We start from the raw sequence: 24,370 nt of genomic DNA, 5'->3' as shown, positions 1-24,370 counted from the left end.
TAGTTTTGCCTTTATAATGAAACTGATGCCCTGAAAACAAAAGTAATGAAGATATACATTAGAGGGGGAACCGAAATCATGGAAGTAATCAAAATAGCCCCGCGTGGTTATTGTTATGGCGTAGTCGACGCAATGGTCATAGCTCAGAATGCGGTAAAGGATCCGAATCTGCCTAGACCGATTTATATATTGGGAATGATCGTACACAATTCTCATGTCACCAAAGCGTTTGAAAGTGAAGGAGTCATTACGCTAGATGGTAAAAACAGAGAAGAACTTCTGGAAGAAATCAATGAAGGTACAGTTGTTTTCACTGCTCACGGTGTCTCGCCGGAAGTGAAAAAAAGAGCGGAAGCGAAAGGATTGACCGTGCTTGATGCCACTTGTCCTGATGTGACCCGCACCCATGACCTGATACGCGAAAAAGTAAAAGAAGCGTACGAAGTTGTCTATATCGGTAAAAAAGGTCATCCAGAACCGGAAGGAGCTATGGGTGTTGCTCCAGGTAAAGTTCATTTGGTACAGACCGAAGAGGATGTTGAAAAGCTTGAGCTGAACAACGAAAAACTTATTGTTACCAATCAGACAACAATGAGTCAATGGGATGTATATGATGTCATGCAAAAAGTAAAAGAAAAATTCCCGCAGACCGAAATGGTACAGGAAATTTGCATGGCCACACAGGTCCGCCAGGAAGCAGTAGCAGAACAGGCAAAAGAAGCGGATTTGACGCTGGTTGTCGGGGACCCACGCAGTAACAACTCCAACCGTCTTGCTCAAGTGTCGGAAGAAATAGCGGGGACTACTGCATACAGAATCGCGGATGTATCAGAAATCAAGCTTGAATGGCTGAAAGGGGTAAGCAAGGTTGCCGTTACGGCTGGCGCTTCCACCCCTACCCCAATTACCAAAGAAGTCATCCGCTTCATCGAAAACTATGATGCAGAAAAGGAAGAAGAATGGGATCTTCAATCCAAAGTGGAACAACACAAAATTCTTCCAAAAGTGAAAGCGAAGAAAAAAGCATAAACTATTTGCCCTTAAGAAAATCCGCGAAGAATTGCAACTTCGCGGATTTTTTGTGCTTATTAGCCGTTACGTCACTCCAACAGTTATTCAACCTTCTATATATAAAGGGTACGAGGACTGCTCTACATAAAATGAAATGGTTCTGTATGGACACTTGATGTTATCACTTGTAACGTATGGGAATCACCCAACTTCTGCTGCAAATAGTTTTGAACAGCCTCTTTCATGAACTTTTCCACATGGTGGCCAGGATCAATGAGCTTCAATCCCATCTGCCAGGCATCCTGCGCTTCATGGAAGCTAAGATCTCCGGTAATATAGACATCCGCACCCTTATGGTATGCCTCCTTGATAAAGTCTTCCCCGCTTCCCCCTAAAATGGCAACTCGCTTTACTTTTTCTTCCAAATCCCCTACCACTCTAAGTGCAGGTATCTGATATCGCTCTTTCACACGTTCACCCAGATCACGAAGCGTCATATTCTCTGGTAAATCGCCGATACGGCCAGCGCCGACTATCTTTCCTTGATTTTTCACTGGATAGAGATCGTATGCCGGCTCCTCATATGGATGAGCCCTTTTGATTGCTTCAATAACACCTGCCAATTTGCTTTCCGGAAGGATAGTCTCCAGTCTCTCTTCGTCTACCCGGCTAAGTTCACCTTGTGAACCAATAAATGGATCTGTTCCATCAAGTGGTTTAAAGGTACCCTCTCCTTTAACCCGGAAACTGCAATGACTGTAATTACCAATATGACCTGCTCCCAAGTTTCCGATTGCTTTCCTAACCTTATCGGTATATGCTTCAGGTACATATACCGCTAGTTTAATTAGCTGATCCTGTTTCGATGGCACAAGCACAGTTGTCTTCTCTATGTCCAGTAGGGCAGCAAGAACATCACTGACCCCTCCTTCTGTTATGTCCAAGTTAGTATGGGCCGCATAGACACTGATTTCATGTTTCATCAGCTTGGCAATAGTCCGCCCTTTCGCAGTTGTAGTATCCAACTGTTTTAAAGATTTGAACAATATGGGATGATGAGCGATAATCAAGTCGACACCTGCTTCAGCTGCTTCATCGGCTACAGACTCAAGAACGTCAAGCGTAATCATTACTTTTTTTACGGGTTTGTCCAGCGTCCCTAATTGCAATCCAACATTATCCCAATTGTAGGCAAGTTCTTTAGGTGCCCACGCTTCAAGGACTTCGATGATTTGCCTTCCTGTAAAATACTTTTCAGTCATGTTAAACCCTCCTGAATAAGTTCTATTTCATGACGGAACTTTTCCATTTTTGCCAAATCCGGAGAAGCAGCCTGTTTCATCTGTTTAATTACGCGCTCTCGTTTAGCTATTTCTGCTTTCCACTTTGTTTGAAAAACATCGGACCCTTCTTTCATTAAATAAGGACCAAGCAGCAATTCCTTTTCCGTCATTTTTGCTGTGTGCTTATCCCTAACAGCGGAAAGGACTTCATAAATATGTCCGGCCTCTTCCAGGATTGACTCCCCATTCAATCGGAAACCATTGTTCTGCAGCCAAACCCGAACCGCCCTCGCTTCCACATTAGGCTGTGCGACAATTTGTTCTACTCCTGCCAATTTTTGTTTTCCATCCTCCAATATCCCGGAAATCAAGCTTCCTCCCATACCGGCAATGACCACTTGGTTGACTTCGTTGGCAGAGAGAATAGCAAGACCATTTCCTTTGCGCACCTCTATTCTGTTTGTTAGACCTTCTGCAGTAACTGTTTTTTTGGCGCTTTGGTACGGTCCTTCATTTAATTCCCCTGCTATAGCTGCTGCCTGTTTGTCACGTTTACAAACGTAGACAGGCAGATAAGCATGGTCGGAACCAATATCCGCGAACCAAGCTCCTTTTGGCAAGAAGGAGGCTACGCATTTTAGCCGATCTGACACCAGTCTCTCATTCATTCAAATTAACTCCTTTTAAAATTGAAAATCATTATCGCAAAGAAAACTCGCCATTTGGCGAGCCCATAGGCGGTAATTCTATCACACGATGTTTTCCCCTCCGTAATAACTGTCGGGGGGTCCCCTCCTGTGTAAAAAAGAAAAGCTTTCTGCTGACAGAAAGCTTTTCTTAAAGTATTACTGATGTTCAGATAACCATTGAGCGAGCATTTCTGCTTCACTGTCACCTACCAGACCACCTGGCATCCCGCCATCTGTACCGTTGATAACAATTTCCTGGATTTCGTCTTTAGAATATCTGCTTCCAACTTCTTGAAGATTAGGACCTGCCCCTCCGGACAAATCGCCACCATGACAACTAGCACAGTTGTTTTGGAAGATGGCTTCGGGATCGTCGGCTGCTGCTTCGTCTCCACCGCCTTCTCCGGATTCTTCCTGCTGGCTTCCTTCTTCACCAGCTTGCTGAATGTCTTCATATTGGTTGATACCGACTACAGATAAAACAATCATGGTAAGTATTCCCAACACTGCGATAATTGCAAAAGGGATAACTGGGTTTCTTTTCATGTCTTTGTCCTCCTTATGTAATCCCCAATCTTGTCTCATTACACCAAACTACATATATTTTACTTGAAAATGGGACAAGAGAAAAGGGAAATGGCAAGAAATTTTTATATAAACACATAGTATAATACCATAATCGTACCAATCATTCCTGCTCCAAACAAGTATTTATCTTTCTGCTTCATGCCTATTGCCAGCCAAGTTATCAGCTGAATCGTGACTACTATTGCAACTGCCCCTTGATGTTTTGTCCACCATTCCACCAATTCAACGGTCACGAGCAATAGATTGGCGAGTAAAATCAGCTTAGATACTGGTATCTTCAATACTTGATTAGAAGAAAACAACCGATAACAAGCAAAGGAAATTGCTAGAAAAATAAATGCCAGGAATATTTGCAATCTGTCAGGTAATTCAGTAAAATTAATAACAAGAAATGTTAGCGGTAACATCAAAATATTGGAAAAGAGCAGAAACACCAGCTTCAGGTTCATGTGATATTCTGTTGTCTCCTCTCTCTCTTCCCCTTGGGAATAAAGAGCCAGCAAGAAGTCACAATATTTACCTGGCAACAGCCTGCTCTGCTTCCATTGTTGAATCTCACGAATGATGATTTCTTTTTTCTCAACAGCCATCCTATTCCCCCGTCCCCTGTATCACTATAAGGCAGATGGTTCCTGCTGTTTCAGGACTAATATCGGTAATCATTAGCTTTGTTTTCCGTATGTACCATTTGAAGCAAAATCAAAGTCATTGTACAAACGCACAATGACTAAGTTCAGCTTCAAACAACACCATCTCTCTATTCGAGGAAATCTTTTAGCCGTTTGCTTCGGCTTGGATGGCGCAACTTGCGTAATGCCTTTGCTTCGATCTGTCTAATTCGTTCTCTGGTAACACCAAACACTTTTCCAACTTCTTCAAGTGTCCTGGTTCGCCCGTCATCCAGACCGAAACGAAGCCGCAATACATTTTCTTCCCGATCGGTTAACGTATCGAGTACATCTTCCAGCTGCTCTTTCAACAGCTCATATGCTGCATGATCGGAAGGAGAAGTTGCTTCCTGATCCTCGATAAAGTCACCTAAATGCGAATCGTCCTCTTCTCCGATCGGCGTTTCAAGTGATACTGGTTCTTGTGCTATTTTCAAAATTTCCCGTACTTTGTCCGGTGTCAGTTCCATTTCTTTTGCAATTTCTTCCGGAATCGGTTCTCTGCCAAGATCCTGCAAAAGTTGACGCTGTACACGTATCAGTTTGTTAATGGTTTCGACCATATGCACCGGTATCCGGATTGTCCGGGCCTGGTCAGCTATCGCCCTGGTTATCGCCTGACGAATCCACCAAGTAGCGTAGGTACTGAATTTATACCCTTTACGGTAATCAAATTTTTCTACTGCCTTAATCAACCCCATATTACCTTCCTGGATTAAGTCAAGAAACAGCATTCCTCGTCCGACATAACGCTTCGCAATACTTACAACAAGTCGAAGGTTAGCTTCAGCCAGTCTTCTTTTGGCTTCTTCCTCCCCTTCTTCGATTCGCTTTGCCAGATTGATTTCTTCCGTTGCCGATAGTAAATCAACTCTTCCGATTTCTTTCAAATACATCCTTACCGGGTCATTGATTTTTATGCCCAGCGGCACACTGAGGTCATTTAAATCGAATTCCTCTTCTTTTGAAAGCTGCTGCATACTTGGGTCCTCTTCGGAATCCCCGATTACTTCTACACCCTGTTCATTCAGGTACTCATAAAACTCGTCCATCTGCTCTGATTCCAACTCAAAGTTGGACAGACGTTCTGCTACTTCTTCATATGCTAGCACCCCGCGCTTTTTTCCCAGCTCAAGCAACTGGTCCTTCGCTTGCTCCAGGGTCAGCTCATTTTCATTTTCTTTAGAACGTGATGGCTTGTTATCTGCCATGAGTCCCCCTCCTTCCAGACTTACTTCTATATCAATGAATTGAATTCTTCATTTGCTTTCTAATCTCAAGAATCTGCATAGCTATCTGAGCGGCCTTTACAGGATCATTTTGTTTTTCTGCCAACTTTTGCTCCGCTTTCAGCGTTTTAATGGTTGCTTCATCACTGTGTTCCACCCGGATGAGGCGGATATAATCATTAATCTCCCTATCGCTGATATCCTGGTGGATCGGCATCATTGCAATTTGGACAACTGAACTTTGGATAGACGGGTCTGGAAGTCTTTCCAAAAACTGACTGACATCCGCACCGTTTCCTTCTTCATAATAAGCATATAAATACGTAACAATTACTTGGTGCTGCTCCACATTAAATGATCCGCCGAGTTCATCTTTTACTTTTTCGGCAATCGATGGATTGTTGAGCATATAAGCAATCAATTGCTTCTCGGCATTATGATAAGCCGGCAGCAATTTCTTTTGACTGTATGTGGCTGTCGCCATACTAGTATTGCTCTTTTGCACCATCTTATCCTGCTTGTGCCCTATCTTTTGCCTTCTAGCAGCTATCTCTTGAGATAAAGTATCCATAGATAATTCAAATTCATTTGCTAATTCCTTCAAATAATGCTCTCTTTCCACAGGTCTCTCTATCAAGGCAACTTCATCGAGTACACTTTCAACATATTGTATGCGATCTCCTTCCAAATTTAGATTATAATCTTTTTTCAGGTATCGCATGAGGAAGGACATATACGTATCGCTAACGTCGACTACCTCTTTCCGAAAGCGTTCGGCACCGTTTTGTTGAATGAATTCATCCGGATCCATCCCGTTTGGCATATTGGCTACCTTAACTGTGCAACCTGCTTTTTTCAGAATTTTGGCCGCTTTATAAGATGCCTGTATGCCGGCACTATCCGCATCATAACAAATAACCACTGTGTCCACGTATCGTCGCAGCAGTTTGGCCTGTGCTTCTGTGATGGCAGTTCCCAGAGTAGCTACGCCGTTGGTGACGCCAGCTGTATATGCAGATATTACATCTGCATACCCTTCAAACAACACTGCTTCTTCCCGTTTACGGATGTTGCTCCTTGCTAAATCAAAATTGTATAGCAGTTTTCCTTTATGAAATAGCTCCGATTCCGGGCTGTTTAAATATTTCGGCTCTAGATTATTTATCGACCTGCCTCCAAATCCGACAGTCTTCCCGAGATGGTTGCGTATCGGAAAAATAACCCTGCCCCTGAATCGGTCGGAGACTTCCTGTTGATCATTCATCGCCAAGAGGCCCGCCTTGACCATGGTTTGCGGATGAAACCCTTTCTTCTCGAGAAATTGGACGATGAACTCCTTGGAATTCGGGGAGAAACCCAATTGGAAAGTATCGATCACCTCATCAGTAAATCCCCTGTCGATTAAGTACTGGTAACCAGCCTTACCTTCTTTCGTATGGCGAAGCAAATGGTGATAAAGTTTTGTCAGCCATTCATAAGCATGGAGCACACTCTGGTTTTCCGGGCTCACCTTCTCGCTTTGACCAGCTGGCTGGTAACTATCGGGCAGGGAGTGGCCGCTTTTTTCAGCTAGATGCTTCAGTGCTTCATAAAAACTGAAGCCTTCCATTTCCATCACAAACGTCACAACATTGCCGCCTTTTTGACAGCCAAAGCAATGAAAAATCTGCTTATCCTGTGTTACGGAAAAAGAAGGTGTCTTTTCCCCATGGAAAGGGCATAACCCGAAATAATTACTGCCCTGCTTTTTTAATTGAACATATTCTCCCACGATATCCACGATATCATTGGCTTTTCTAATTTCTTCTATCGTTTCTTCAGGGATTTGACCACTCATTAGAATCACCATGCTCTACGTTTATTCTATAAAGACTAAGAAAACCCTGCAAAATTCGACAATCTTTTTTAAAAATAACTTATTCCTATTTCTATAACACATAACCCTTGCTCTAAGGGATAAGAGGTCGTCACAGCCGCCTCACTTTAATGTAACCTTTGCTGGGAAGGGTCAAACCAATACCTGCTCTATTCTGACTACGAATTAGAAAAAAATATTAGAAAGAAAAGATCCAAAAAGAAAACAGCTAGTTTTCTATTCTACACGAAAACGAAGAATCCTTCCTTTTTCCTATGTTTTTATTTTTCAGAATTTAGCATTCCCGAATAAAAATCTGTCCAAATAGGCTAGGACATTATAGAAACATTTTTTCACAAAAAATAATTATAATACAGAAAAATAGAAAATGCTAATATTTTTTCTTATCGGCTACTTTCACACGAAAGAACGTCTTTGAACAACAAAGGCAATCGATGACACCACTTTATAGTCCTTTCTATCCAAGTCCTTCTTTATTAGATGGACAGGTAAGGACTTTTTTATTACGATTCCAGCCATTTTAAAAGGGAATGATATTTGTCACTGTTCAAATGCATAGGGAAACCCCTGCTTACTAGCATCGGGCAAGGGTTTCATGTATATCATGCTTGGTTATTAAGATTTTCCATTTAAAAGCAATTGCTTTCTTATATTCAGAATGACATTGGCTGTTTCTTCCACTGCTTTATTCGAAACATTGATTACATGGCACCCGATTCTTTCTACCACTTTTTCAAAATGCTCCAATTCATGTAAAATCCGTTCCCTGTTCGCGTAGCTTGCCTGGTCCCCAAGGCCCAACGCCTTTAATCGTTCTTTTCGAATATCATTTAACTTTTCCGGACTAATCTTCAAGCCTATGCAACGATTTGGATCCACCTGAAATAGTTCCTCCGGCGGATTCACCTCTGGTACTATAGGGACATTGGCAACTTTCAAGCGTTTATGGGCAAGGTACTGGGAAAGCGGCGTTTTGGAGGTCCGCGAAACCCCTATCAATACGATATCTGCCTTTGAAATCCCTCTCGGGTCCCTTCCATCATCGTAGCGCACAGCGAATTCAATTGCTTCTACCCGTTTAAAATAATCTTCATCTAATTTATGAACGAGTCCCGGCTCCAATCGTGGCTTTCTTTCATAGACTTTTTCCATGGCATCCATCAGTGGACCCATAATATCAATGCATTCCATATTTCTTGCCTTTGCTTCCTTCAGAATATATTCTCTGAATGTTGGATTAACCAATGTGAAAGCGATTATCGCCCCTTTTTCCTGGGCCTGATTGAGTGTTTCCTCAAGAAGTACGAGGTTTTCCACATATGGAACCCGGTGAAGGTGATATTCGCCACTGTTATCAAATTGGCTTAATGCAGCTTTGACCACTAGTTCTGCTGTCTCTCCTACTGAATCTGAAACAATATAAACAAAGGGTTTTGCCATCTTCTAACCTCCCTGCAGTGTGCCATTTCCAGTAAATTCGACTAACGCTTTTGTCATATTTGTTTTTGTAATCCGGCCGACAACCTGCAACCCCGCATCTGTATCTTCCACCACAGGCAGCCCGTCAATTTGTTTGCCAATCAGTTGTTTCGCTGCATCGATGAGATAATCCTCTTTTCTGCAAATCGTGACATTAGGCATCCTTGTCATGATAATATGTACCGGCAGACTGGCTAAGTCCTGGTTGCCGAGACTTGCACGCAGCAAATCCTTACGTGAAACCACCCCTGTCAAAATGGACAATTCATCCACCACAAACAAAGTACCGACATCCTCCAGAAACATTTTGCTGATTGCATCATATACCGAATCGTTTTCATTGATGACAATGGGAATGGATTGGAAATCCTTGACTCGCACTTTTTTCAATTTATCAGCAAGCAATTCAAACCCGGTTTTTCCGGTGAAGAAATAGCCCACTCTCGGACGGGCATCCAGGAAGCCGGACATGGTGAGGACGGATAAATCTGGTCGAAGCGTAGCCCTTGTCAGTTGGAGTTTCTCCGCAATATTCTCTCCTGTTATCGGACCATGCTTTTTCACAATCTCAATAATCTGCTGTTGTCGATTGGAAAGTTCCATCCTTTCACCACCTTCTCGGCATATACCATGTATTTTCTCAGTATAGACAGGCTTGCCATTTATAAACCGGAATCTGTCAGAACTGTTGTTTCCATTGTACTTTTGATAAGTCAGCGTATCGATAAACCATGGATGCTATTTTGTTTAACAAGGCAAGCCGGTTATTTTTAAGTGACTCATCTTCCGCCATGACCATCGTATGATCGAAAAATTCGTGAATTTGTCCTGCTAGTTCCCCTAGAATTTGCAACGCTAGTTCCGCCTTTTGCTGCTCCATGGCGCGCTGATAGTCCGGTAGTGACTTATTCACTTCAGCATAAAGCGCTGTTTCTGTATCATTTTCAAATAATTCCTGCCGAACTTCTCCAGCCCCTGCTTTGGCAGCCAAATTCATGACGCGTCCCAGCGCCTCCTGTACAGGTTTGAAGGTTTCATCCTGCCTTTTTTCTGCCAAGACCACCGCTTTTTCGAAGGTGAATTGATAAACTCCGATCCCTGCGTGAAGTACTGCTTCGATGACATCCTGATCGATTCCTGCCTCTTTCATAAGATAAGATGCACGGTGACCAAAAAATTCAGATACATCTTGCATTACTTCTTGCTTGCTCCGGGTAGGAATACCAGTAACTTCAAATTGTTGATAAGCTTCTTCCAACAATTGTTCCAATTCCACCTGCCATTTTTGATCTTTCAAAATCTGCAAAACCCCTATAGCCTGTCTTCTCAGTCCATACGGATCCTGGGAACCGCTAGGAATGATGCCGACTGAAATACAGCCAATGATTGTATCCAGTTTATCCGCAACACTTACAAGGGCCCCTTCTGTTGAAGTGGGAAGATTATCCCCCGCATGCCGAGGCATATAATGTTCATTGATGGCTTTAGCCGTTTGCTTGCTTTCGCCAGACAACAAAGCATATTTTTCACCCATGACCCCTTGAAGTTTCGTAAACTCATTGACCATGTTTGTCACCAAGTCAAATTTTGAAATCTCAGCCGCACGAACTGCCTGCTTTCTTACCACAGCATCCACGGCAACCAATTGACTGATTTGGTCTGTCAATTGCGTCACTCGACTCACTTTATCAGAGATGGTTCCCAGCTTCTCTTGAAATACCATTTTATCCAGCTTTTTCACATTATCTTCAATCGATTGTTTCTTGTCTTCTTCATAAAAGAACCGGGCATCCGAAAGTCTTGCTCGTAAGACCTTTTCATTACCACGGGCAACCGTGTCGATATGATTGCTATCGCCATTCCTTACAGCTACGAAGTTCGGGAGTAGATTGCCCTCTGCGTCCCGGACAGGAAAATAACGCTGATGTTCTTTCATGGATGTAATCAAAGCCTCTTCCGGAACCTCGAGGAACTCTTCATCAAAAGAACCGGAAAAAACAGTAGGATATTCGACTAAGTGTTTCACTTCATCTACTAAATCGTCATCTACAGACACCTTCCAGCCTTTCTCCTCTTGTAATTGTGCAATTTCTTCACGTATTTTCTGTTCCCGTTCGGCAGGGTCTACCATTACATACTGCTCTTTCAGTTTACTAGGGTATTCATCTGCAGTTGATAACGCAACCGATTCACCAAGAAAACGGTGTCCATCCGTTTTGTTCGAAGCGGTCACCCCTGCGATTTCTAACGACACGATTTGGCTTCCGAACAAGGCAGTAATCCAGCGAATCGGCCGTACATAACGAAGGTTCAAATCACTCCAGCGCATGCTTTTCGGAAAGTTGATTTTTAACACTACCTCTTTGAATCCCTGGAGCAAATCAATCGTCTTTCTGCCTTCGATAAACTTCCTGACAAAAATATACTCCGTCCCATTTACTTCTTTGGTGTAAATATCTTTAACTGTCTTTCCTTGTCCTCTGGAGAATCCAATCGCAGCCTTCGTCCACTCTCCATTTTCATCGATCGCGATGCTTTTTGCCGGTCCTTTGGCCTCTTCTTCTATATCCGGCTGTTTATCAGCGGCATCTTTGATCAACACAGCGAGACGTCTAGGTGTCGAATACACCACGATTCCTTGATGGGGTACTCTTAATTCATCAAGCCAGGCCGTTGTTTTTTCTTTCAATTGTGTTTGCGCATCATCTAGGAAACGGGCCGGCATTTCTTCCAGTCCTACTTCGAATAAGATATTAGTCGTTGTCATTGTTTGCCGCCTCCTTTAACATTGGGAAACCTAAGCGTTCCCGCTCTTCGACATATATTTTGGCTATTTCCCGAGCCAAGTTCCGGACTCTTGAAATATATCCAGTTCTTTCTGTTACGGAAATAACTCCCTTGGCATCTAGAAGATTAAAGGTGTGGGAGCATTTCAACACATAGTCATAAGCCGGAAATACCAGCCCTTTCTCCATCGTTTGCTTCGCTTCCTTTTCATAGGTAGAGAACAATTCAAATAACATGTCTGTATCAGACTCTTCAAATGTATACTTGGAATGTTCATATTCAGGCTGGAGGAAGATATCGGAAACAGTAACGCCATCCGTCCATTCTAAATCGAACACGTTTTCTTTGTCCTGTATATAAGAGGCAAGCCTTTCTATGCCATATGTCAGCTCCACAGCTACGGGGTTTGCTTCCAATCCGCCGATTTGCTGAAAATACGTAAATTGGGTGATTTCCATCCCATCAAGCCAAACTTCCCATCCTAGTCCGGCAGCACCCAAAGTAGGGTTTTCCCAGTTATCCTCGACAAAACGGATATCATGCTCCAATGGATCAATTCCCAGCGCACGTAAAGAATCTAAATATAGTTCCTGAATATTATCTGGAGATGGTTTCATAATTACCTGAAATTGGTGGTGCTGATAAAGCCTATTCGGATTCTGACCGTATCTGCCGTCTGCAGGCCGGCGTGACGGCTCCACATATGCCACATTCCAAGGCTCAGGGCCAAGACTACGCAGCAATGTCATCGGCGACATGGTTCCTGCCCCTTTTTCTACATCGTACGCTTGCATTAAAATGCAGTTTTGATCAGACCAGTGCTTTTGCAAAGTTAAGATCATTTGCTGAATATTCATTTTCTCATTCCTCCGATTAACTTATTGAAACACCAAGCGGGTATTCTGCTGTTTTACGACAAAAAACCGTCCCTATGCCTGTTAAAGACATAGGGACGGGATATCCGCGGTTCCACCCTACTTGCTTTTCCGGTAACAGAAAAGCCACTTTCGATAAATTGCTCCAGCATGCCTTCCCTGGTTTTTTCTACTCCAGCTCTCACTATCCTGGATTCGCTTTTAGAAAAATGGTCCAAGTACTACTTACTATCAACACAATATGTAAGTTTTTATTTAACCTTACTGAATTTTATTCTTTTTGTCAATTGAAGTGTTATTTCAACAAGTCCAGCTGGTTTAAAAACTTCTTTGACTTGATATGGTAACCACCATACCGCTCATAATATTCTTCCATCATTTTTTTCAGCAGCTGCTTGTTTTCCGGCTTAATGGATATGTTTCCGATCCGTTCCATGGCAATCGACGCAAACATCGAAAAAATCCTTGAAAGGTTTTCGGAAAGAGATATCGCATACTCATCAATATGGCGGCAGCGTGGACAAAGATAACCACCCTCTGCAGCCGAAAAAGCATACGGCCCCTTTGGATTTCCGCAATTAACACACTGTTGCAGCTCAGGAGCGAAACCAGCGCGTTGATAAATTTTCAATTCATAAATAATGGTCAGAATTTCTGTGTCCTTCCCTTCCGCTACCCAGGTTAGAGTTTGGTGCAGTTGTTGAAACAAAAAAGGATCATAATGGTTCGGTTCCACCAATTTATCAGTGAGTTCGGCAAGGTAAGTAGCATAGGCCGTTTTAATAATATCTTCCCTGATCGGACGAAAGGAAGTAAGCACCTCGCCTTGTTGAAGGGTCCCCAAATTTCTTCCGGTCTGTATTAAAAATTGTCCATGGATAAACGGCTGGGTAATAGCGGCCATCCGGCTTTTCGGTTTTTTGGCTCCTCTGGCAACAACACCGATTTTTCCGTGTGATGGCGTTAAAATAGTCACAATTTTATGTGTTTCCCCATAATCCTGCGTCCGCAGAATGATGCCCTCTGTTTTTTCAAACAAATTGATTCACCAATCCCTTTCAACGTAAAGACGCAATCAAGAAGGCGCCGCCCGTTCCAATCAGCGGCGCAACTATCGCTTATAAATTTCTATCGAGTTCTTGCATTTGCTCTTTATAATTCAAGTTAGCTGACGATTCTTCATCGTAGTAAGATTCCATTTCTTTCATCAGTAAATAGGTTTCAATGTTTCCTGTTTGACTGAATATTTTCCAGGGAAAGTCGAGCACAAGAAACCCCACCTTTCTATGAACTGTTTAGTAATGAGAAATCTTATAGGAAGTTCAAAATATCCGGTAAAAATGGCTCTGCGCATTTCTTTGTTCGTTTCGCTTTTCGGTTCCTCATGTATGTTCTTATACATTCCGGACCTCAAACCTTCACTGCCTCGAACTACTTGGCCCTTTTTATCCTCTTTTCGAACTTTTATTGATTGGAAGTTCAAAATATCCGGTAAAAATGGTTCTGCGCATTTCTTTGTTCGTTTCGCTTTTCGGTTCCTCATGTATGTTCTTATACACTCCGGACCTCAAACCTTCACTGCCTCGAACTACTTGGCCCTTTTTATCCTCTTTTCGAACTTTTATTGATTGGAAGTACAAAATATCCGGTAAAATGGTTCTGCGCATTTCTTTGTTCGTTTCGCTTTTCGGTTCCTCATGTATGTTCTTATACACTCCGGGCCTTCATTCACCTGCACAATGGATTTAACTTTGAGCTGGCACGAGGTTCATTTTTTCCGGTTTATCGTACAGTTATAGGATGACCCGCTTCCTCTGAATGCATGTGTTTTAATATTTACCATGTATGAACAGAAGAGAGATCTTTCGGCTATTGTACCTGCGCGAGTTCAGTACTCTTCGTTGTTGAATCCGAATTCTGTCAACTGGTTTGGTCGGTTGCGCCAATCTTTTTGTACTTTCACCCATAATTCTAAGTATATCTTTGTTCCGAGCAATGCTTCGATATCCTGTCTGGCACGTTTGCCGATTTCTTTAAGCATGGAACCTTGCTTCCCGATAATAATGCCCTTTTGTGATTTTCTTTCCGTCACGATTGTAGCTTGTATAAAAACACTTCCGCCTTTTTCCCTGACCTCTATATTGTCAATAACGACAGCAATGGAATGGGGAATCTCTTCTCTTGTTAGCTGCAACGCTTTTTCTCTGATCAATTCACTGATAATAAAACGCTCCGGGTGGTCGGTGACTTGATCTTCCGGATAATATTGTGGTCCTTCCGGTAAATGCGATTTTAGGACTTCAAGCAAATGAGCGACATTGTTTCCTTCCAATGCTGAAATCGGGATTATTTCTTCAAATTCATACTTGTCTTTATATTCATCGATAAGCGGTAGCAATTGATCAGGATGAACCTGATCAATTTTGTTGATAATCAAAAACACAGGATTGGAAACATTCTGCAAGCGATCCAGAATAAACTGGTCGCCTCTTCCATACCCCTCTTCTGCATTGATCATAAACATCACTGCATCCACTTCATTAAGTGTATTTTCTGCCACCTTTACCATGAAATCACCAAGCTTATGCTTGGGCTTGTGGATACCAGGCGTGTCGATGAAAATCATTTGTGCATCCTCTTCTGTCAATACCCCTTGGATTTTATTTCGGGTCGTCTGCGGTTTATCACTCATAATAGCAATCTTTTGCCCAATGACTCGGTTCATGAAGGTCGATTTTCCGACGTTCGGTCTGCCGATAATTGATATAAATCCTGACTTGTATGCTGCATCCATGTTGTATCCTCCATCGTTTATTCCTTTTTCATCCTGTGGCTTCTTTTATTTTACTATAAAAAATTACCCCTTTCATGGATTCGACAAAACCTCTCTAAAAAAGTTGTAATACAAAAGCAACATAAAAGAAAACCGAAAAATCTACATAAATTTAAACGCTTAGAACTTAGTTTATACGAACACTTTCTTAATATCATCTTTTGCGATTTTTTAAATTAATTTCCTTATTGGAAACTGCTAGGCTTAAGTGATAGTTCTTTGCATCCTCAATCAGTAAAGTGCTGACCTAAAGCTACGAAAAAATTTGCTCCCATAGTAAAAAGAAAAGCCCGGCCTATTTAACAGGGGCCGGGACTAACAGTACGGCTGTCAAAACAACTGAACAATTCTAGGCAAGAAGATAATTGCTCCTATTATAGCAGCTGCAACGGCCGCTGCAAGAACAGAGCCAGCGGCGATGTCTTTAATAACGCCAGCCTGCGGATGGAACTCTGGTGCCAAATAATCAAGCAGACGTTCAACTGCTGTATTGATCATTTCCATGGCTATAACCAAGCCGATAACGAATACAAGGATGATCCATTCCATCGTTGCGAGTTGAAAAAATACTCCCATTAACAAAACAAACGCGGCAACGACAGCCTGTAATCGCAGATTCCGCTCCTTCCAGGCATATTTCCATCCACGCAAAGCAAACGTAAAACCTACCGTCCGCTTCTTTTTATTTCCTTTCGAGTCCAAATGCATTTAAAATTTCCTCTTGTCGCTGGAACATCTTCTGTTCGTCTTCTTTTTGTATATGATCATAGCCAAGCAGGTGTAAAAATCCATGAAGGGCTAAAAAGCCAAATTCCCGTTGCAGGGAATGCCCATACTCCTCTGCCTGTTCAGCAGCCCTGTCAACAGATATAACAATGTCACCCAGAACCAGTGGAATATCTTCCCCGATTACTTTCAGTTCCCCTTCCCCTTCTTCCTGTAGAGCAAATGAAATCACATCCGTCGGTTTGTCCTGCTGCCGGTAATTACGATTGATAATCTGAATCTCTTCGTTGTCAACGAAATTCACGGAAACCTCGGATTCCTCTGTGATCCCTTCCTTTTCGGCAGCAAAAGATAGCAGGCGCTGTATCAGGTCGACAGTATCTTCTTCTACTTTATTTGTTTCATCATGAAAATCAATATGCATTAATTTGCCTCCTTCACTTCTTGGTCTGTAGGGTACTGGATCCGCGAATGGAAAATACCATTTAGCGTTTCACAGATTGCTCTGCGGATTTTCTCCAACTCCTTGAATGTTAATGGCGCGTCATTCAACTGTCCATCCATCAGCTTATGATGAATGATCGAAGTCACAATCTCTTCAATTTTTTCATTTGTCGGTTCCTTCAATGAGCGGACAGCCGCCTCTACTGAATCACAAATACAGACAATAGCTGCTTCTTTTGTTTGCGGTAAAGGACCGGGATACCGATAATCTGTCTCCTTCACCTGTTTGTTTTGCTCTTTTGCTTTATAATAAAAATACTGTAAAAGACTTGTTCCATGATGTTGTTCCGCAATATCGACGATTTCTTTAGGCAGTTTATGCTTCCTAAGCAGACGCGCCCCTGAATATGGATGGTGAAGGATGATCTCGGCGCTTTGCTTTGGCTGCAGCATGTCATGAGGATTTTTTATTCCTATTTGATTTTCAATAAAATAATGCGGCTGTTCGGTTTTCCCCAAATCATGATAATACGAACCGACCCTCGCCAGCAGACCATTGGCGCCCGCAGCCTCGCAGGCAGTTTCACTTAGATTTGCCACCATGACACTATGATGGTAAGTCCCCGGTGCTTCAATCAATATCTTCCGTAATAAAGGATGATTCGGATTAGATAAAGTCAGCAGTTTGGTATCAGACAAAATTCCCAATCCTGTTTCAAAAAACGGCAGAAGGCCAATGGTTAAAACAGAAGAAAGAAAGGCAGAAACGATTCCATAGCCGCTAAAGTTCAAAACGTCTGCCATGGCATATTTCTCAAAGGAAAGAAATAAAAATAATAGTACGGTAAGTATGTGTACTAGCGTAATTCCTATCCCTGCTTTCAAAATCGCAATTCGATCCTTCAAACTGGTTAAGAAAATGATGCCGGCTAGTTGAGAGAATAGTATATAGATTCCTGCTTCCATGTTCAGCGAACCCGGTATATCAGCATTGAAAATCAAACTTGCCAGAATGCTGTACAAAATCGACATCGCCAGCGCCAGGCGTTCATCCAGTAATATTTTCAAAAGCATGGCACCCATGGCTGCGGGAACAAGAAAGAATAACTGATTGACTGAATCCGTAAAGACACTCGCCACTTTCATCAAAGAAACCATCAGCACGCTGATTAAAATGATGGAAGCGATCTTTCTTACATCTATTCCCCTTTTTTTGGAATGAATATGCATCTCATAGGTAATCGTCCCTCCGATAAGCAAAATCAGCAAACTCAGACCGATCAGAGGATAAACATTTCGATCTTCGCTTAAAAGGCCGACCAGTTTCAATTGCTCATAAATTTCATTAGTAATTGTCTGACCTTCGGTTACAATGATTTCACCAGCCCTAATCATTACTGGTTCTACATTGTTTGATGCATGCTTTTGTGCTTCCACCGTTTTCTCCGCATCATAAAAAGAATTTTCCACTACGGCAAACTCACTTAATATGTAGAGAACTTCCTTCATTTGTTCATCCAGACTGGAATATTGAAGCTTCTCATTTACTTCATTCACGGCATTTTCGACTGTTTCGGATGTCACACCATCATTCATAACTTCATAAATGGAAGTAGTCAATAACTCTTTAGATAAGGTTCTTTTCTCTGGACTAGCATTAAGTAATTCGATCAGTTCTTCTTGTTCGAACGTTTCGCTCAATTCCGGTGAAATGATTTGCTGCAGATTCTGGGCTTTCTCTTTGACGGAAACTGCAGACGTATCTTCCTCACTGCTGCTTTCTGCACTTTGTTCTTCCTCAAGTTTATCGATTGCTTCAAACAATTCATTGACATATCCTACCCGTTCCTGGGTGATCTCCGTGGAGATTTCATACCGGTCTTCTACAGCTTTGATCGCTTCTCTTCTTTCACGCGCTGTCTCTTTTTTGTCTTCTATCGACAGAGGCGAACGGATGGTTTCTTTCGCTTCGCTGAATCGTTCGATATTATAAGTTTCTGTAGACACATTGGAGAGCGTGATAAAAAAGAAAAACATGCACAAAAGCAAAACGGCCAAACTAATTTTCCACCATTTATTCTGATAAACAGGTAATTGTTTTAACCGGTTCCAGTAATGCTTCATTCCTTCACCTCATTTTTGGAAAAGAGCGGATTATACAGAAATAAGACCCTGGAGAGCGGGTCTTAAATCCTGAAGTTAGTTACTTACTCTTCTTCATATGCATCGATAATTTTCTGTACAAGTGGATGACGGACAACGTCTGACTGTTTCAAGTACATAAAAGCAATCCCTTTAATGGACGATAACCTGGCTTCCACAGCTTTCAAGCCAGATGTTACCCCCATAGGGAGGTCGACTTGCGTAATATCGCCGGTTATAACCATTTTTGAACCAAAACCTAGTCTGGTAAGAAACATCTTCATTTGTGCTGGTGTCGTATTTTGCGCTTCGTCGAGAATGACAAAGGCATCGTCAAGCGTTCTTCCTCTCATATAGGCAAGAGGTGCGATTTCAATCGTGCCTCTTTCTATCAGCCGCAACGTGTGCTCGTTGCCAAGAACATCATGCAATGCATCATACAAGGGCCGCAAATACGGATCAACTTTTTCTTTCAAGTCTCCTGGCAGGAAGCCTAGACTTTCTCCCGCTTCCACAGCAGGTCTTGTCAAGATGATTTTTTTCACGAGTCCTTTTTTTAGAGCTGTTACGGCCATGACCACTGCTAAATACGTTTTTCCTGTCCCAGCAGGACCTATGCCAAATACAAGGTCGTTTGATTTAATTGCATTCACGTAATTTCGCTGTCCGAGCGTTTTAACGCGAATCGATTTTCCTTTGGCGTTTTTGGTGATTTCGTCTTCAAACAACGTTTCAAATTGATCTATTTTACCTTTTTTAGCGAGATCGACTGCATATACAACATCCCGTTCGGTGATCGTCAAGCCTTTCCGCACAATATGGAGTAACGCATGCAAAATGTCGCCGATCAGCTGAATGTCTTCCGGAGTTCCGGAAACACTGACCTGTTCCCCCCGCGTGACAATCGATACATTCAGGTGTTGTTCGATTTGTTTTAGATGTCTATCTTCTGTTCCAAACAAAGTAAGTGCTTCGTTTGGATTTTCCAGTTGTAAATCGATCGTTTTTAAATCTTCAGGCATAATCAATCTCCTTGAGATATTGGTTGAATTTTTGTTATATCTTCCTCAACTTTAAAATAAAGAGTTAACTTAACTTTACCACTCTCGATACGTTCGTGCAAAACTTTTTGAAAATCGATTTTGGCATCCTTTCCCAGTTCACTATGAAGCTGCTTTGAAGCCTGCTTGACAGCTTCCTCTCTGGCCGTTTGCCGGCTCCGTTTCTCGTTAAAAGGGGCTTGCTCATTCCACTGTTCCTCCACGATAGAAATCGGAAGCGTCCAATGAAGAAAATAAAGTGGTTTGCTTGTTATTTCTTTATATACATGTTCGTATTCAACCTTTTTAAATCCCCAAATCGGAATCTTCAATTTCCCTAAATGGATCTGATATTTGGTTTCACTCTCACCTGTTAGGGTTTGATAATTTGCTTTTAAAGGTACTGTCGTTTCCACCTCATACCATGTCTCGGCAATTACCTTTCCTTCTGCGGCTACCAGTTTCTCTTGCTTAGCTTGTTTTTCTTCCCCGTCTTCCTGTTCATCAGCCAGATTCCCGTTCAGATTCCCGGAAACCAATACCTGTCCAGGTTTCACCAAGTCGTTCACCTCTACCACTGGCAGCCCTTTGGCGACAAACATGTCTACGATGACACCTTTTTTTGCCGCAACAAGATTGCGCGGTCCTGGCTTCTCTGGTTCTTCGACTATCGATTTTTCCACAGCTTCCAGCTGATAGGTTGTCCCCTTTTCAGTCACTCCGACCCATAACAATTCTGGAAGGTCATCGAGCAACCGCTGTTGAATGTCACTCGGTGTTTCGATAGTAAACTTAAGTGCTCCTGAACGGATTCCATACTCGTCCAATTTTTCAATGATTTTTGCTTCTATTTCTGGTGGGACATTATCTACCTTGACGTCCCAGACAATATTCGATAAGAACATGACAAGCAGGATGCTCAGGAACAGTCCTGCCATGAACGGCTTTTTCCTTAAAACACGCTGTATCAGAAACGGAAATCCTTTACGCGATACAAAAGACAACTTATAAATCGTTTGTCTGCGAAGTCTTTTTATCGAGGAAATATCGGATAATCTTACATTGCCGATACATTGTGTTGCGTTTATTTTTTTCACATTCCAGACAGTTATTCCTTCCCGGGTACAACGGTCAAAAAACAACTCGGGATGGTGTCCGGTTACTTTAATGGTCACCGATCCGGTGAAAAAGGTATCTTGTGTGTACTTCATTACTGCCTCCTCTGCCACCCATCCTGTCACTCCTCAATAAAAGCCAGCTCCTTGATTTTTCCTTCCAGCAGGATCTCCTCCGGCAGCATCATTTTCAACACAAATTTTTCTCCAGTTATCCGGAGGTGTCCATCTTTCATACGCAAACGGAGTTCTGATTCCGAAAACAGAATGAGTCCTTTATGATTTTCTATATAAGCGTGGATTTGACCGATTGTCGTAATTCTCGGAAGTTCGAGGATAACATCGGAAGGAAGTTCAAGATGCTGTGTCAGCATATTCTCGATGCGCTGTTTCCATTTGTTCACCCAGGATGCCCCCTCTCACATCATATGTATGAACTAAAACAGAGGATAAGAACAGCAAAATAATCCAGATTTTGACCGGCCATATACATGATATGCACTGCCTTGCCATATATGAGAAAAAGCCGGACTATTTAGAAGATACTAACCAGACAGAACCTTAATTGGCAGATGTTTGCGAAGAACAAAAACCCCCTTTGCCTATAGGCAAAGGGGGAAAACTCACTTCGTATGCCGTCTTCTTTGATAAGGACGGAGAGACCTTGGCTGTCCAAGTATTTCAGCCATCACGACACTTTCAGCAATTCCTTTTTTGGATAAATTCCTTCGGATCGAAAGCTTTTGTTTAGCGGCTGTACTTTTTTTGGCGACGGACTGATTTTGGGTTTTCTTTTTCATACCTTGTGGACGTATTTCCTCACGTATTGAATCCAGCTGATAGAAAACGTCTGTTTCAGTAACCGATTTAGCTTCCGCTAGCTTTGCTTTCTTTTCCTCATAGTAGGTTTGTGGACTGGACGGAGCAGAGGCTACAGGGTTCCTTTGCTTCCTGTCCCTATTTCCTTCCACCGTTCTTCTACTAGGATTCTGTGTACTGCTAGGCTGATTCCTGGCAGGGCTCGGACGAGGCCGGGTCTGTTTGCCGCCCTTCTGTTCTTCCTCATCGTTCTTGAACATGCCGAACAGCCAACCGACAACAGCTAGAAGTGGGATGATTATCCCTAATAAATCTTCCATCGATCACCCTCCTCATGATTCCGGCGTGTCATTATTGGTCTTCTTCATTTTCTTCTTGGGAAAGCTTGCCAATCGTATCACGCATGTCTGTATCAGCGTTAATGTTTTTATAATTCATGTAATCCATTACGCCCATGTTGCCTGAACGAAGTGCCTCTGCAAGTGCAAGCGGTACATCTGCTTCTGCCTCGACAACTTTCGCCCGCATTTCCTGCACTCTCGCCAGCATTTCCTGTTCTTGAGCAACCGCCATCGCACGGCGTTCTTCCGCTTTTGCCTGAGCGATATTTTTGTCCGCTTCTGCTTGATCAGTGGAAAGGGTTGCCCCGATATTTTTACCGATATCGATATCAGCGATATCAATGGACAGAATTTCAAAAGCGGTTCCTGCATCCAGTCCTTTGGATAAGACATTGTGTGAGATGGAATCCGGATTTTCTAATACCTTCGTATGACTGTCCGAGCTACCAATCGTACTTACGATTCCTTCACCGACGCGGGCAATTACTGTATCCTCGCCCGCACCACCAACAAGTCGATCAATATTAGCTCGAACGGTAATCCGTGCTTTTGCTTTCACTTCAATTCCATCCATCGCAATACCAGCAATGAACGGCGTTTCAATTACTTTCGGATTAACACTCATTTGAACAGCTTCCAGCACGTCACGGCCAGCCAGATCAATGGCAGCCGCTCGCTCGAAAGTCAATTCTATATTAGCGCGTTGCGCAGCAATCAAAGCGTTGACAACCCGATCGACGTTTCCCCCAGCCAAATAGTGACTTTCCAGCTGGTTCGTGTTGACGCCAAGTCCGGCCTTATGGGCTTTGATCAAAGGATTGATTACCCGTGATGGCACTACCCTTCTCAGTCGCATCCCTACCAATGTAAAGATACTGACGCGGACACCTGCAGCCAATGCACTAATCCAGAGCATGACTGGGATAAAGGTGAATAATACTACGAGAGCAATAATGATGAGACCAACGATGATAATTGGCAACAAATCATAAAAAGTCATTATACTTCCTCCTGTTTGTGTTGATTGTTAATTTGTCTTACCACAATTCTTGATCCTTCAGTTTTGACAACCTTGACCGGTGTGTCTTTCTCGACAAAAGCCCCTTCGGTCACTACATCAAGCCTTTCATCCCCGAAAACAGCAGTTCCCGATGGCCGCAGCATGGTTACTGATCTGCCTTCTAAACCGATTAAGTCCAACCTGCTCACGGAGGATACATAACCTTGCTCCGTGGTAGTGGCATCCTTTAATATAATATTCTTAAAGAACCCTTTTTCCAGACCGATTGTTTTAAATAAAAGGACAGAGACAATAATAGACGATAGCACCGCAATACCAATACTCATGGCCATATGGCCCATATCTGCTGAAGACATGAACAATGCTGCAACTACAGCCCCAGTCCCCAGAATACCGAGAATACCTCCTGGTACAAAGATCTCTGCTATGATCATTATGATCCCTAAAACCAGCAATATAATCGCTTCGTAACCAGCCAGGCCAGCAACTATGTGACCATAGAAAAATAAAATGAGGGATAACAGGCCGACTGAACCTGGGATACCAAATCCCGGAGAATATAGCTCGACAATCAAACCGATGCTTGCAAGAGACAGCAGGATTGGTACCACTACTGGATTAGTCAAAAATCTGGCTATCCCTTCCGCAAGTGTAGGATTGGTTTCAATGATTTCGGCATTATCCAAGTTCAACTCAGCTAATAGTCCTGTACGATGGTTAACAATTGCTTCAGCATAACCCACCTCGACTGCTGTTGTAGGGTCCAGCGTTAAAAATTCACCTTCCGGAGCACCATACTCCGGTAAATCAATGGAAGGGTTTGCCATTGCTTCTGCATATAAAGGGTCCCGGTCCTTGGAAGATGCAGCACTCTTCATAGCTGAAATCCACGCTGACTGCGCCTTTTTGTCAGCGGCTGTTCCGTCCGAATTAATGACACCGCTCGCTCCCATCGTTGCATGAGGCTTCATGTATATATTATCAGTATTCAACGCTATGTATGAACCAGCTGATAAAGCCTCATTGGTAATAAACGCCGTTGTCGGAATATCTAAATCCTGCAGCAACTCAGCAATTTGTCCAGCTGCATCGACTCGGCCGCCTGGTGTATCTATTTCAAAAATGATATGGTCGGCACTATTTTCGGCTGCCTCCTGTGTCGTCCTCTTCAGGAAGGCTTCCAAACCACGTTCCACTTCATTTTCGACAGGTATGACATAAACGAGCTTACCTTCACCACCAGCCGCTTGAACGGGCGACACAGCAACGGTCAAGCCCGCTACCATCGCAACCCATACAATGAAAGTTATGATTAATCTTCTTTCCACCTACTATCCCCCTTTCTATCCATACTACTAATACGGGAAAATTAATGGATTAGTTTCAAAAATCTTGGGATTTTCT

Annotated in this window: 24 protein-coding genes; 1 reads left to right on the top strand and 23 read right to left on the bottom strand. The window is 42.7% G+C overall.

The window, feature by feature from the left end:
* The first annotated feature begins 78 nt into the window (after positions 1-78).
* The gene (locus tag BN1067_RS12370) at positions 79-1,029 is read left to right on the top strand and encodes a 4-hydroxy-3-methylbut-2-enyl diphosphate reductase (protein WP_053219151.1); all 951 of its coding nucleotides are present in this window, start codon (positions 79-81) and stop codon (positions 1,027-1,029) included.
* Between the two features lie 122 nt (positions 1,030-1,151).
* Here BN1067_RS12370 and BN1067_RS12365 read toward each other — a convergent pair whose 3' ends face one another.
* From BN1067_RS12365 to BN1067_RS12255, 23 genes are all read right to left on the bottom strand, one after another.
* Positions 1,152-2,273, bottom strand: a complete 1,122-nt coding sequence (locus BN1067_RS12365; RefSeq protein ID WP_053219149.1) for a Nif3-like dinuclear metal center hexameric protein — start codon at positions 2,271-2,273, stop codon at positions 1,152-1,154.
* Entirely contained in the window at positions 2,270-2,962 is a 693-nt protein-coding gene (locus BN1067_RS12360; RefSeq protein ID WP_053219147.1) for a tRNA (adenine(22)-N(1))-methyltransferase, read from the bottom strand. Before BN1067_RS12360 ends, BN1067_RS12365 begins: the two co-directional genes overlap by 4 nt.
* Before the next feature lie 177 nt (positions 2,963-3,139).
* Positions 3,140-3,529: a cytochrome c550 gene (cccA, locus tag BN1067_RS12355; RefSeq protein ID WP_053219146.1), complete on the bottom strand. Its 390-nt coding sequence runs from the start codon at positions 3,527-3,529 to the stop codon at positions 3,140-3,142.
* A 104-nt stretch (positions 3,530-3,633) separates the two neighbouring features.
* Positions 3,634-4,161: a hypothetical protein gene (locus tag BN1067_RS12350; RefSeq protein ID WP_053219144.1), complete on the bottom strand. Its 528-nt coding sequence runs from the start codon at positions 4,159-4,161 to the stop codon at positions 3,634-3,636.
* Between the two features lie 167 nt (positions 4,162-4,328).
* The gene (gene rpoD / locus BN1067_RS12345) at positions 4,329-5,450 is read right to left on the bottom strand and encodes an RNA polymerase sigma factor RpoD (protein ID WP_053219143.1); all 1,122 of its coding nucleotides are present in this window, start codon (positions 5,448-5,450) and stop codon (positions 4,329-4,331) included.
* Positions 5,451-5,481: 31 nt separating this feature from the next.
* A complete protein-coding gene (gene dnaG / locus BN1067_RS12340; protein ID WP_053219141.1) occupies positions 5,482-7,305 on the bottom strand; it encodes a DNA primase in 1,824 nt (607 codons plus the stop codon).
* A 654-nt stretch (positions 7,306-7,959) separates the two neighbouring features.
* Positions 7,960-8,784, bottom strand: a complete 825-nt coding sequence (locus BN1067_RS12335) for a pyruvate, water dikinase regulatory protein (protein WP_053219140.1) — start codon at positions 8,782-8,784, stop codon at positions 7,960-7,962.
* Between the two features lie 3 nt (positions 8,785-8,787).
* Positions 8,788-9,426 (bottom strand): helix-turn-helix transcriptional regulator, encoded by a 639-nt coding sequence (locus BN1067_RS12330; protein WP_053219139.1) that lies wholly within the window; start codon positions 9,424-9,426, stop codon positions 8,788-8,790.
* Between the two features lie 76 nt (positions 9,427-9,502).
* On the bottom strand, positions 9,503-11,590 hold the full coding sequence (glyS, locus tag BN1067_RS12325; protein WP_053219138.1) for a glycine--tRNA ligase subunit beta: 2,088 nt from the start codon (positions 11,588-11,590) through the stop codon (positions 9,503-9,505).
* Entirely contained in the window at positions 11,577-12,467 is an 891-nt protein-coding gene (gene glyQ, locus BN1067_RS12320; protein ID WP_053219137.1) for a glycine--tRNA ligase subunit alpha, read from the bottom strand. Before glyQ ends, glyS begins: the two co-directional genes overlap by 14 nt.
* Positions 12,468-12,780: 313 nt before the next feature.
* The gene (gene recO / locus BN1067_RS12315; RefSeq protein WP_053219136.1) at positions 12,781-13,524 is read right to left on the bottom strand and encodes a DNA repair protein RecO; all 744 of its coding nucleotides are present in this window, start codon (positions 13,522-13,524) and stop codon (positions 12,781-12,783) included.
* A gap of 79 nt (positions 13,525-13,603) precedes the next feature.
* Entirely contained in the window at positions 13,604-13,753 is a 150-nt protein-coding gene (locus BN1067_RS12310) for a YqzL family protein (RefSeq protein WP_110943476.1), read from the bottom strand.
* Positions 13,754-13,930: 177 nt separating this feature from the next.
* Complete coding sequence (locus tag BN1067_RS12305) at positions 13,931-14,200, bottom strand: hypothetical protein (RefSeq protein WP_053219135.1); 270 nt, start codon at positions 14,198-14,200, stop codon at positions 13,931-13,933.
* Between the two features lie 173 nt (positions 14,201-14,373).
* Positions 14,374-15,279 (bottom strand): GTPase Era, encoded by a 906-nt coding sequence (gene era / locus BN1067_RS12300; protein ID WP_053219134.1) that lies wholly within the window; start codon positions 15,277-15,279, stop codon positions 14,374-14,376.
* Positions 15,280-15,648: 369 nt separating this feature from the next.
* Positions 15,649-16,026 carry a diacylglycerol kinase family protein gene (locus BN1067_RS12295; RefSeq protein WP_053219133.1) on the bottom strand — a complete coding sequence of 126 codons (378 nt, stop codon included), beginning with the start codon at positions 16,024-16,026 and terminating at the stop codon, positions 15,649-15,651.
* Positions 16,001-16,468, bottom strand: coding sequence for an rRNA maturation RNase YbeY (gene ybeY / locus BN1067_RS12290; protein ID WP_053219132.1), 468 nt, complete (start codon positions 16,466-16,468; stop codon positions 16,001-16,003). The genes BN1067_RS12295 and ybeY overlap by 26 nt, the downstream gene beginning before the upstream one ends.
* A complete protein-coding gene (locus BN1067_RS12285) occupies positions 16,468-18,612 on the bottom strand; it encodes an HD family phosphohydrolase (protein ID WP_053219131.1) in 2,145 nt (714 codons plus the stop codon). The genes ybeY and BN1067_RS12285 overlap by 1 nt, the downstream gene beginning before the upstream one ends.
* An 83-nt stretch (positions 18,613-18,695) precedes the next feature.
* A complete protein-coding gene (locus BN1067_RS12280) occupies positions 18,696-19,652 on the bottom strand; it encodes a PhoH family protein (RefSeq protein ID WP_053219130.1) in 957 nt (318 codons plus the stop codon).
* Between the two features lie 2 nt (positions 19,653-19,654).
* Positions 19,655-20,881, bottom strand: coding sequence for a sporulation protein YqfD (yqfD, locus tag BN1067_RS12275; RefSeq protein WP_053219129.1), 1,227 nt, complete (start codon positions 20,879-20,881; stop codon positions 19,655-19,657).
* Positions 20,882-20,907: 26 nt separating this feature from the next.
* Entirely contained in the window at positions 20,908-21,159 is a 252-nt protein-coding gene (gene yqfC, locus BN1067_RS12270) for a sporulation protein YqfC (protein ID WP_053219180.1), read from the bottom strand.
* Between the two features lie 249 nt (positions 21,160-21,408).
* Positions 21,409-21,924: a hypothetical protein gene (locus BN1067_RS12265; RefSeq protein WP_053219128.1), complete on the bottom strand. Its 516-nt coding sequence runs from the start codon at positions 21,922-21,924 to the stop codon at positions 21,409-21,411.
* Between the two features lie 31 nt (positions 21,925-21,955).
* A complete protein-coding gene (gene floA / locus BN1067_RS12260; RefSeq protein WP_053219127.1) occupies positions 21,956-22,945 on the bottom strand; it encodes a flotillin-like protein FloA in 990 nt (329 codons plus the stop codon).
* Positions 22,945-24,252 (bottom strand): NfeD family protein, encoded by a 1,308-nt coding sequence (locus BN1067_RS12255; RefSeq protein ID WP_053219178.1) that lies wholly within the window; start codon positions 24,250-24,252, stop codon positions 22,945-22,947. Before BN1067_RS12255 ends, floA begins: the two co-directional genes overlap by 1 nt.
* Positions 24,253-24,370: the final 118 nt, after the last annotated feature.

It is taken from the genome of Virgibacillus senegalensis, assembly GCF_000821245.2.
Lineage (GTDB): Bacteria > Bacillota > Bacilli > Bacillales > Amphibacillaceae > Sediminibacillus > Sediminibacillus senegalensis.
This window is presented reverse-complemented; position numbering and strand designations above follow the sequence as displayed.

What these genes read in the sequence shown, in the direction of transcription:
- rpoD (WP_053219143.1), bottom strand. Translation starts at nt 5,450, where the DNA reads ATGGCAGATAACAAGCCATCACGTTCTAAAGAAAATGAAAATGAGCTG.
- yqfC (WP_053219180.1), bottom strand. Translation starts at nt 21,159, where the DNA reads ATGCTGACACAGCATCTTGAACTTCCTTCCGATGTTATCCTCGAACTT.
- BN1067_RS12295 (WP_053219133.1), bottom strand. Translation starts at nt 16,026, where the DNA reads ATGCATTTGGACTCGAAAGGAAATAAAAAGAAGCGGACGGTAGGTTTT.
- era (WP_053219134.1), bottom strand. Translation starts at nt 15,279, where the DNA reads ATGGATGCAGCATACAAGTCAGGATTTATATCAATTATCGGCAGACCG.
- BN1067_RS12285 (WP_053219131.1), bottom strand. Translation starts at nt 18,612, where the DNA reads ATGAAGCATTACTGGAACCGGTTAAAACAATTACCTGTTTATCAGAAT.
- glyS (WP_053219138.1), bottom strand. Translation starts at nt 11,590, where the DNA reads ATGACAACGACTAATATCTTATTCGAAGTAGGACTGGAAGAAATGCCG.
- BN1067_RS12365 (WP_053219149.1), bottom strand. Translation starts at nt 2,273, where the DNA reads ATGACTGAAAAGTATTTTACAGGAAGGCAAATCATCGAAGTCCTTGAA.
- BN1067_RS12370 (WP_053219151.1), top strand. Translation starts at nt 79, where the DNA reads ATGGAAGTAATCAAAATAGCCCCGCGTGGTTATTGTTATGGCGTAGTC.
- cccA (WP_053219146.1), bottom strand. Translation starts at nt 3,529, where the DNA reads ATGAAAAGAAACCCAGTTATCCCTTTTGCAATTATCGCAGTGTTGGGA.
- BN1067_RS12265 (WP_053219128.1), bottom strand. Translation starts at nt 21,924, where the DNA reads ATGGAAGATTTATTAGGGATAATCATCCCACTTCTAGCTGTTGTCGGT.
- BN1067_RS12335 (WP_053219140.1), bottom strand. Translation starts at nt 8,784, where the DNA reads ATGGCAAAACCCTTTGTTTATATTGTTTCAGATTCAGTAGGAGAGACA.
- ybeY (WP_053219132.1), bottom strand. Translation starts at nt 16,468, where the DNA reads ATGCATATTGATTTTCATGATGAAACAAATAAAGTAGAAGAAGATACT.
- BN1067_RS12255 (WP_053219178.1), bottom strand. Translation starts at nt 24,252, where the DNA reads ATGGTAGCGGGCTTGACCGTTGCTGTGTCGCCCGTTCAAGCGGCTGGT.
- BN1067_RS12330 (WP_053219139.1), bottom strand. Translation starts at nt 9,426, where the DNA reads ATGGAACTTTCCAATCGACAACAGCAGATTATTGAGATTGTGAAAAAG.
- BN1067_RS12350 (WP_053219144.1), bottom strand. Translation starts at nt 4,161, where the DNA reads ATGGCTGTTGAGAAAAAAGAAATCATCATTCGTGAGATTCAACAATGG.
- floA (WP_053219127.1), bottom strand. Translation starts at nt 22,945, where the DNA reads ATGACTTTTTATGATTTGTTGCCAATTATCATCGTTGGTCTCATCATT.
- yqfD (WP_053219129.1), bottom strand. Translation starts at nt 20,881, where the DNA reads ATGAAGTACACACAAGATACCTTTTTCACCGGATCGGTGACCATTAAA.
- BN1067_RS12280 (WP_053219130.1), bottom strand. Translation starts at nt 19,652, where the DNA reads ATGCCTGAAGATTTAAAAACGATCGATTTACAACTGGAAAATCCAAAC.
- glyQ (WP_053219137.1), bottom strand. Translation starts at nt 12,467, where the DNA reads ATGAATATTCAGCAAATGATCTTAACTTTGCAAAAGCACTGGTCTGAT.
- BN1067_RS12360 (WP_053219147.1), bottom strand. Translation starts at nt 2,962, where the DNA reads ATGAATGAGAGACTGGTGTCAGATCGGCTAAAATGCGTAGCCTCCTTC.
- dnaG (WP_053219141.1), bottom strand. Translation starts at nt 7,305, where the DNA reads ATGAGTGGTCAAATCCCTGAAGAAACGATAGAAGAAATTAGAAAAGCC.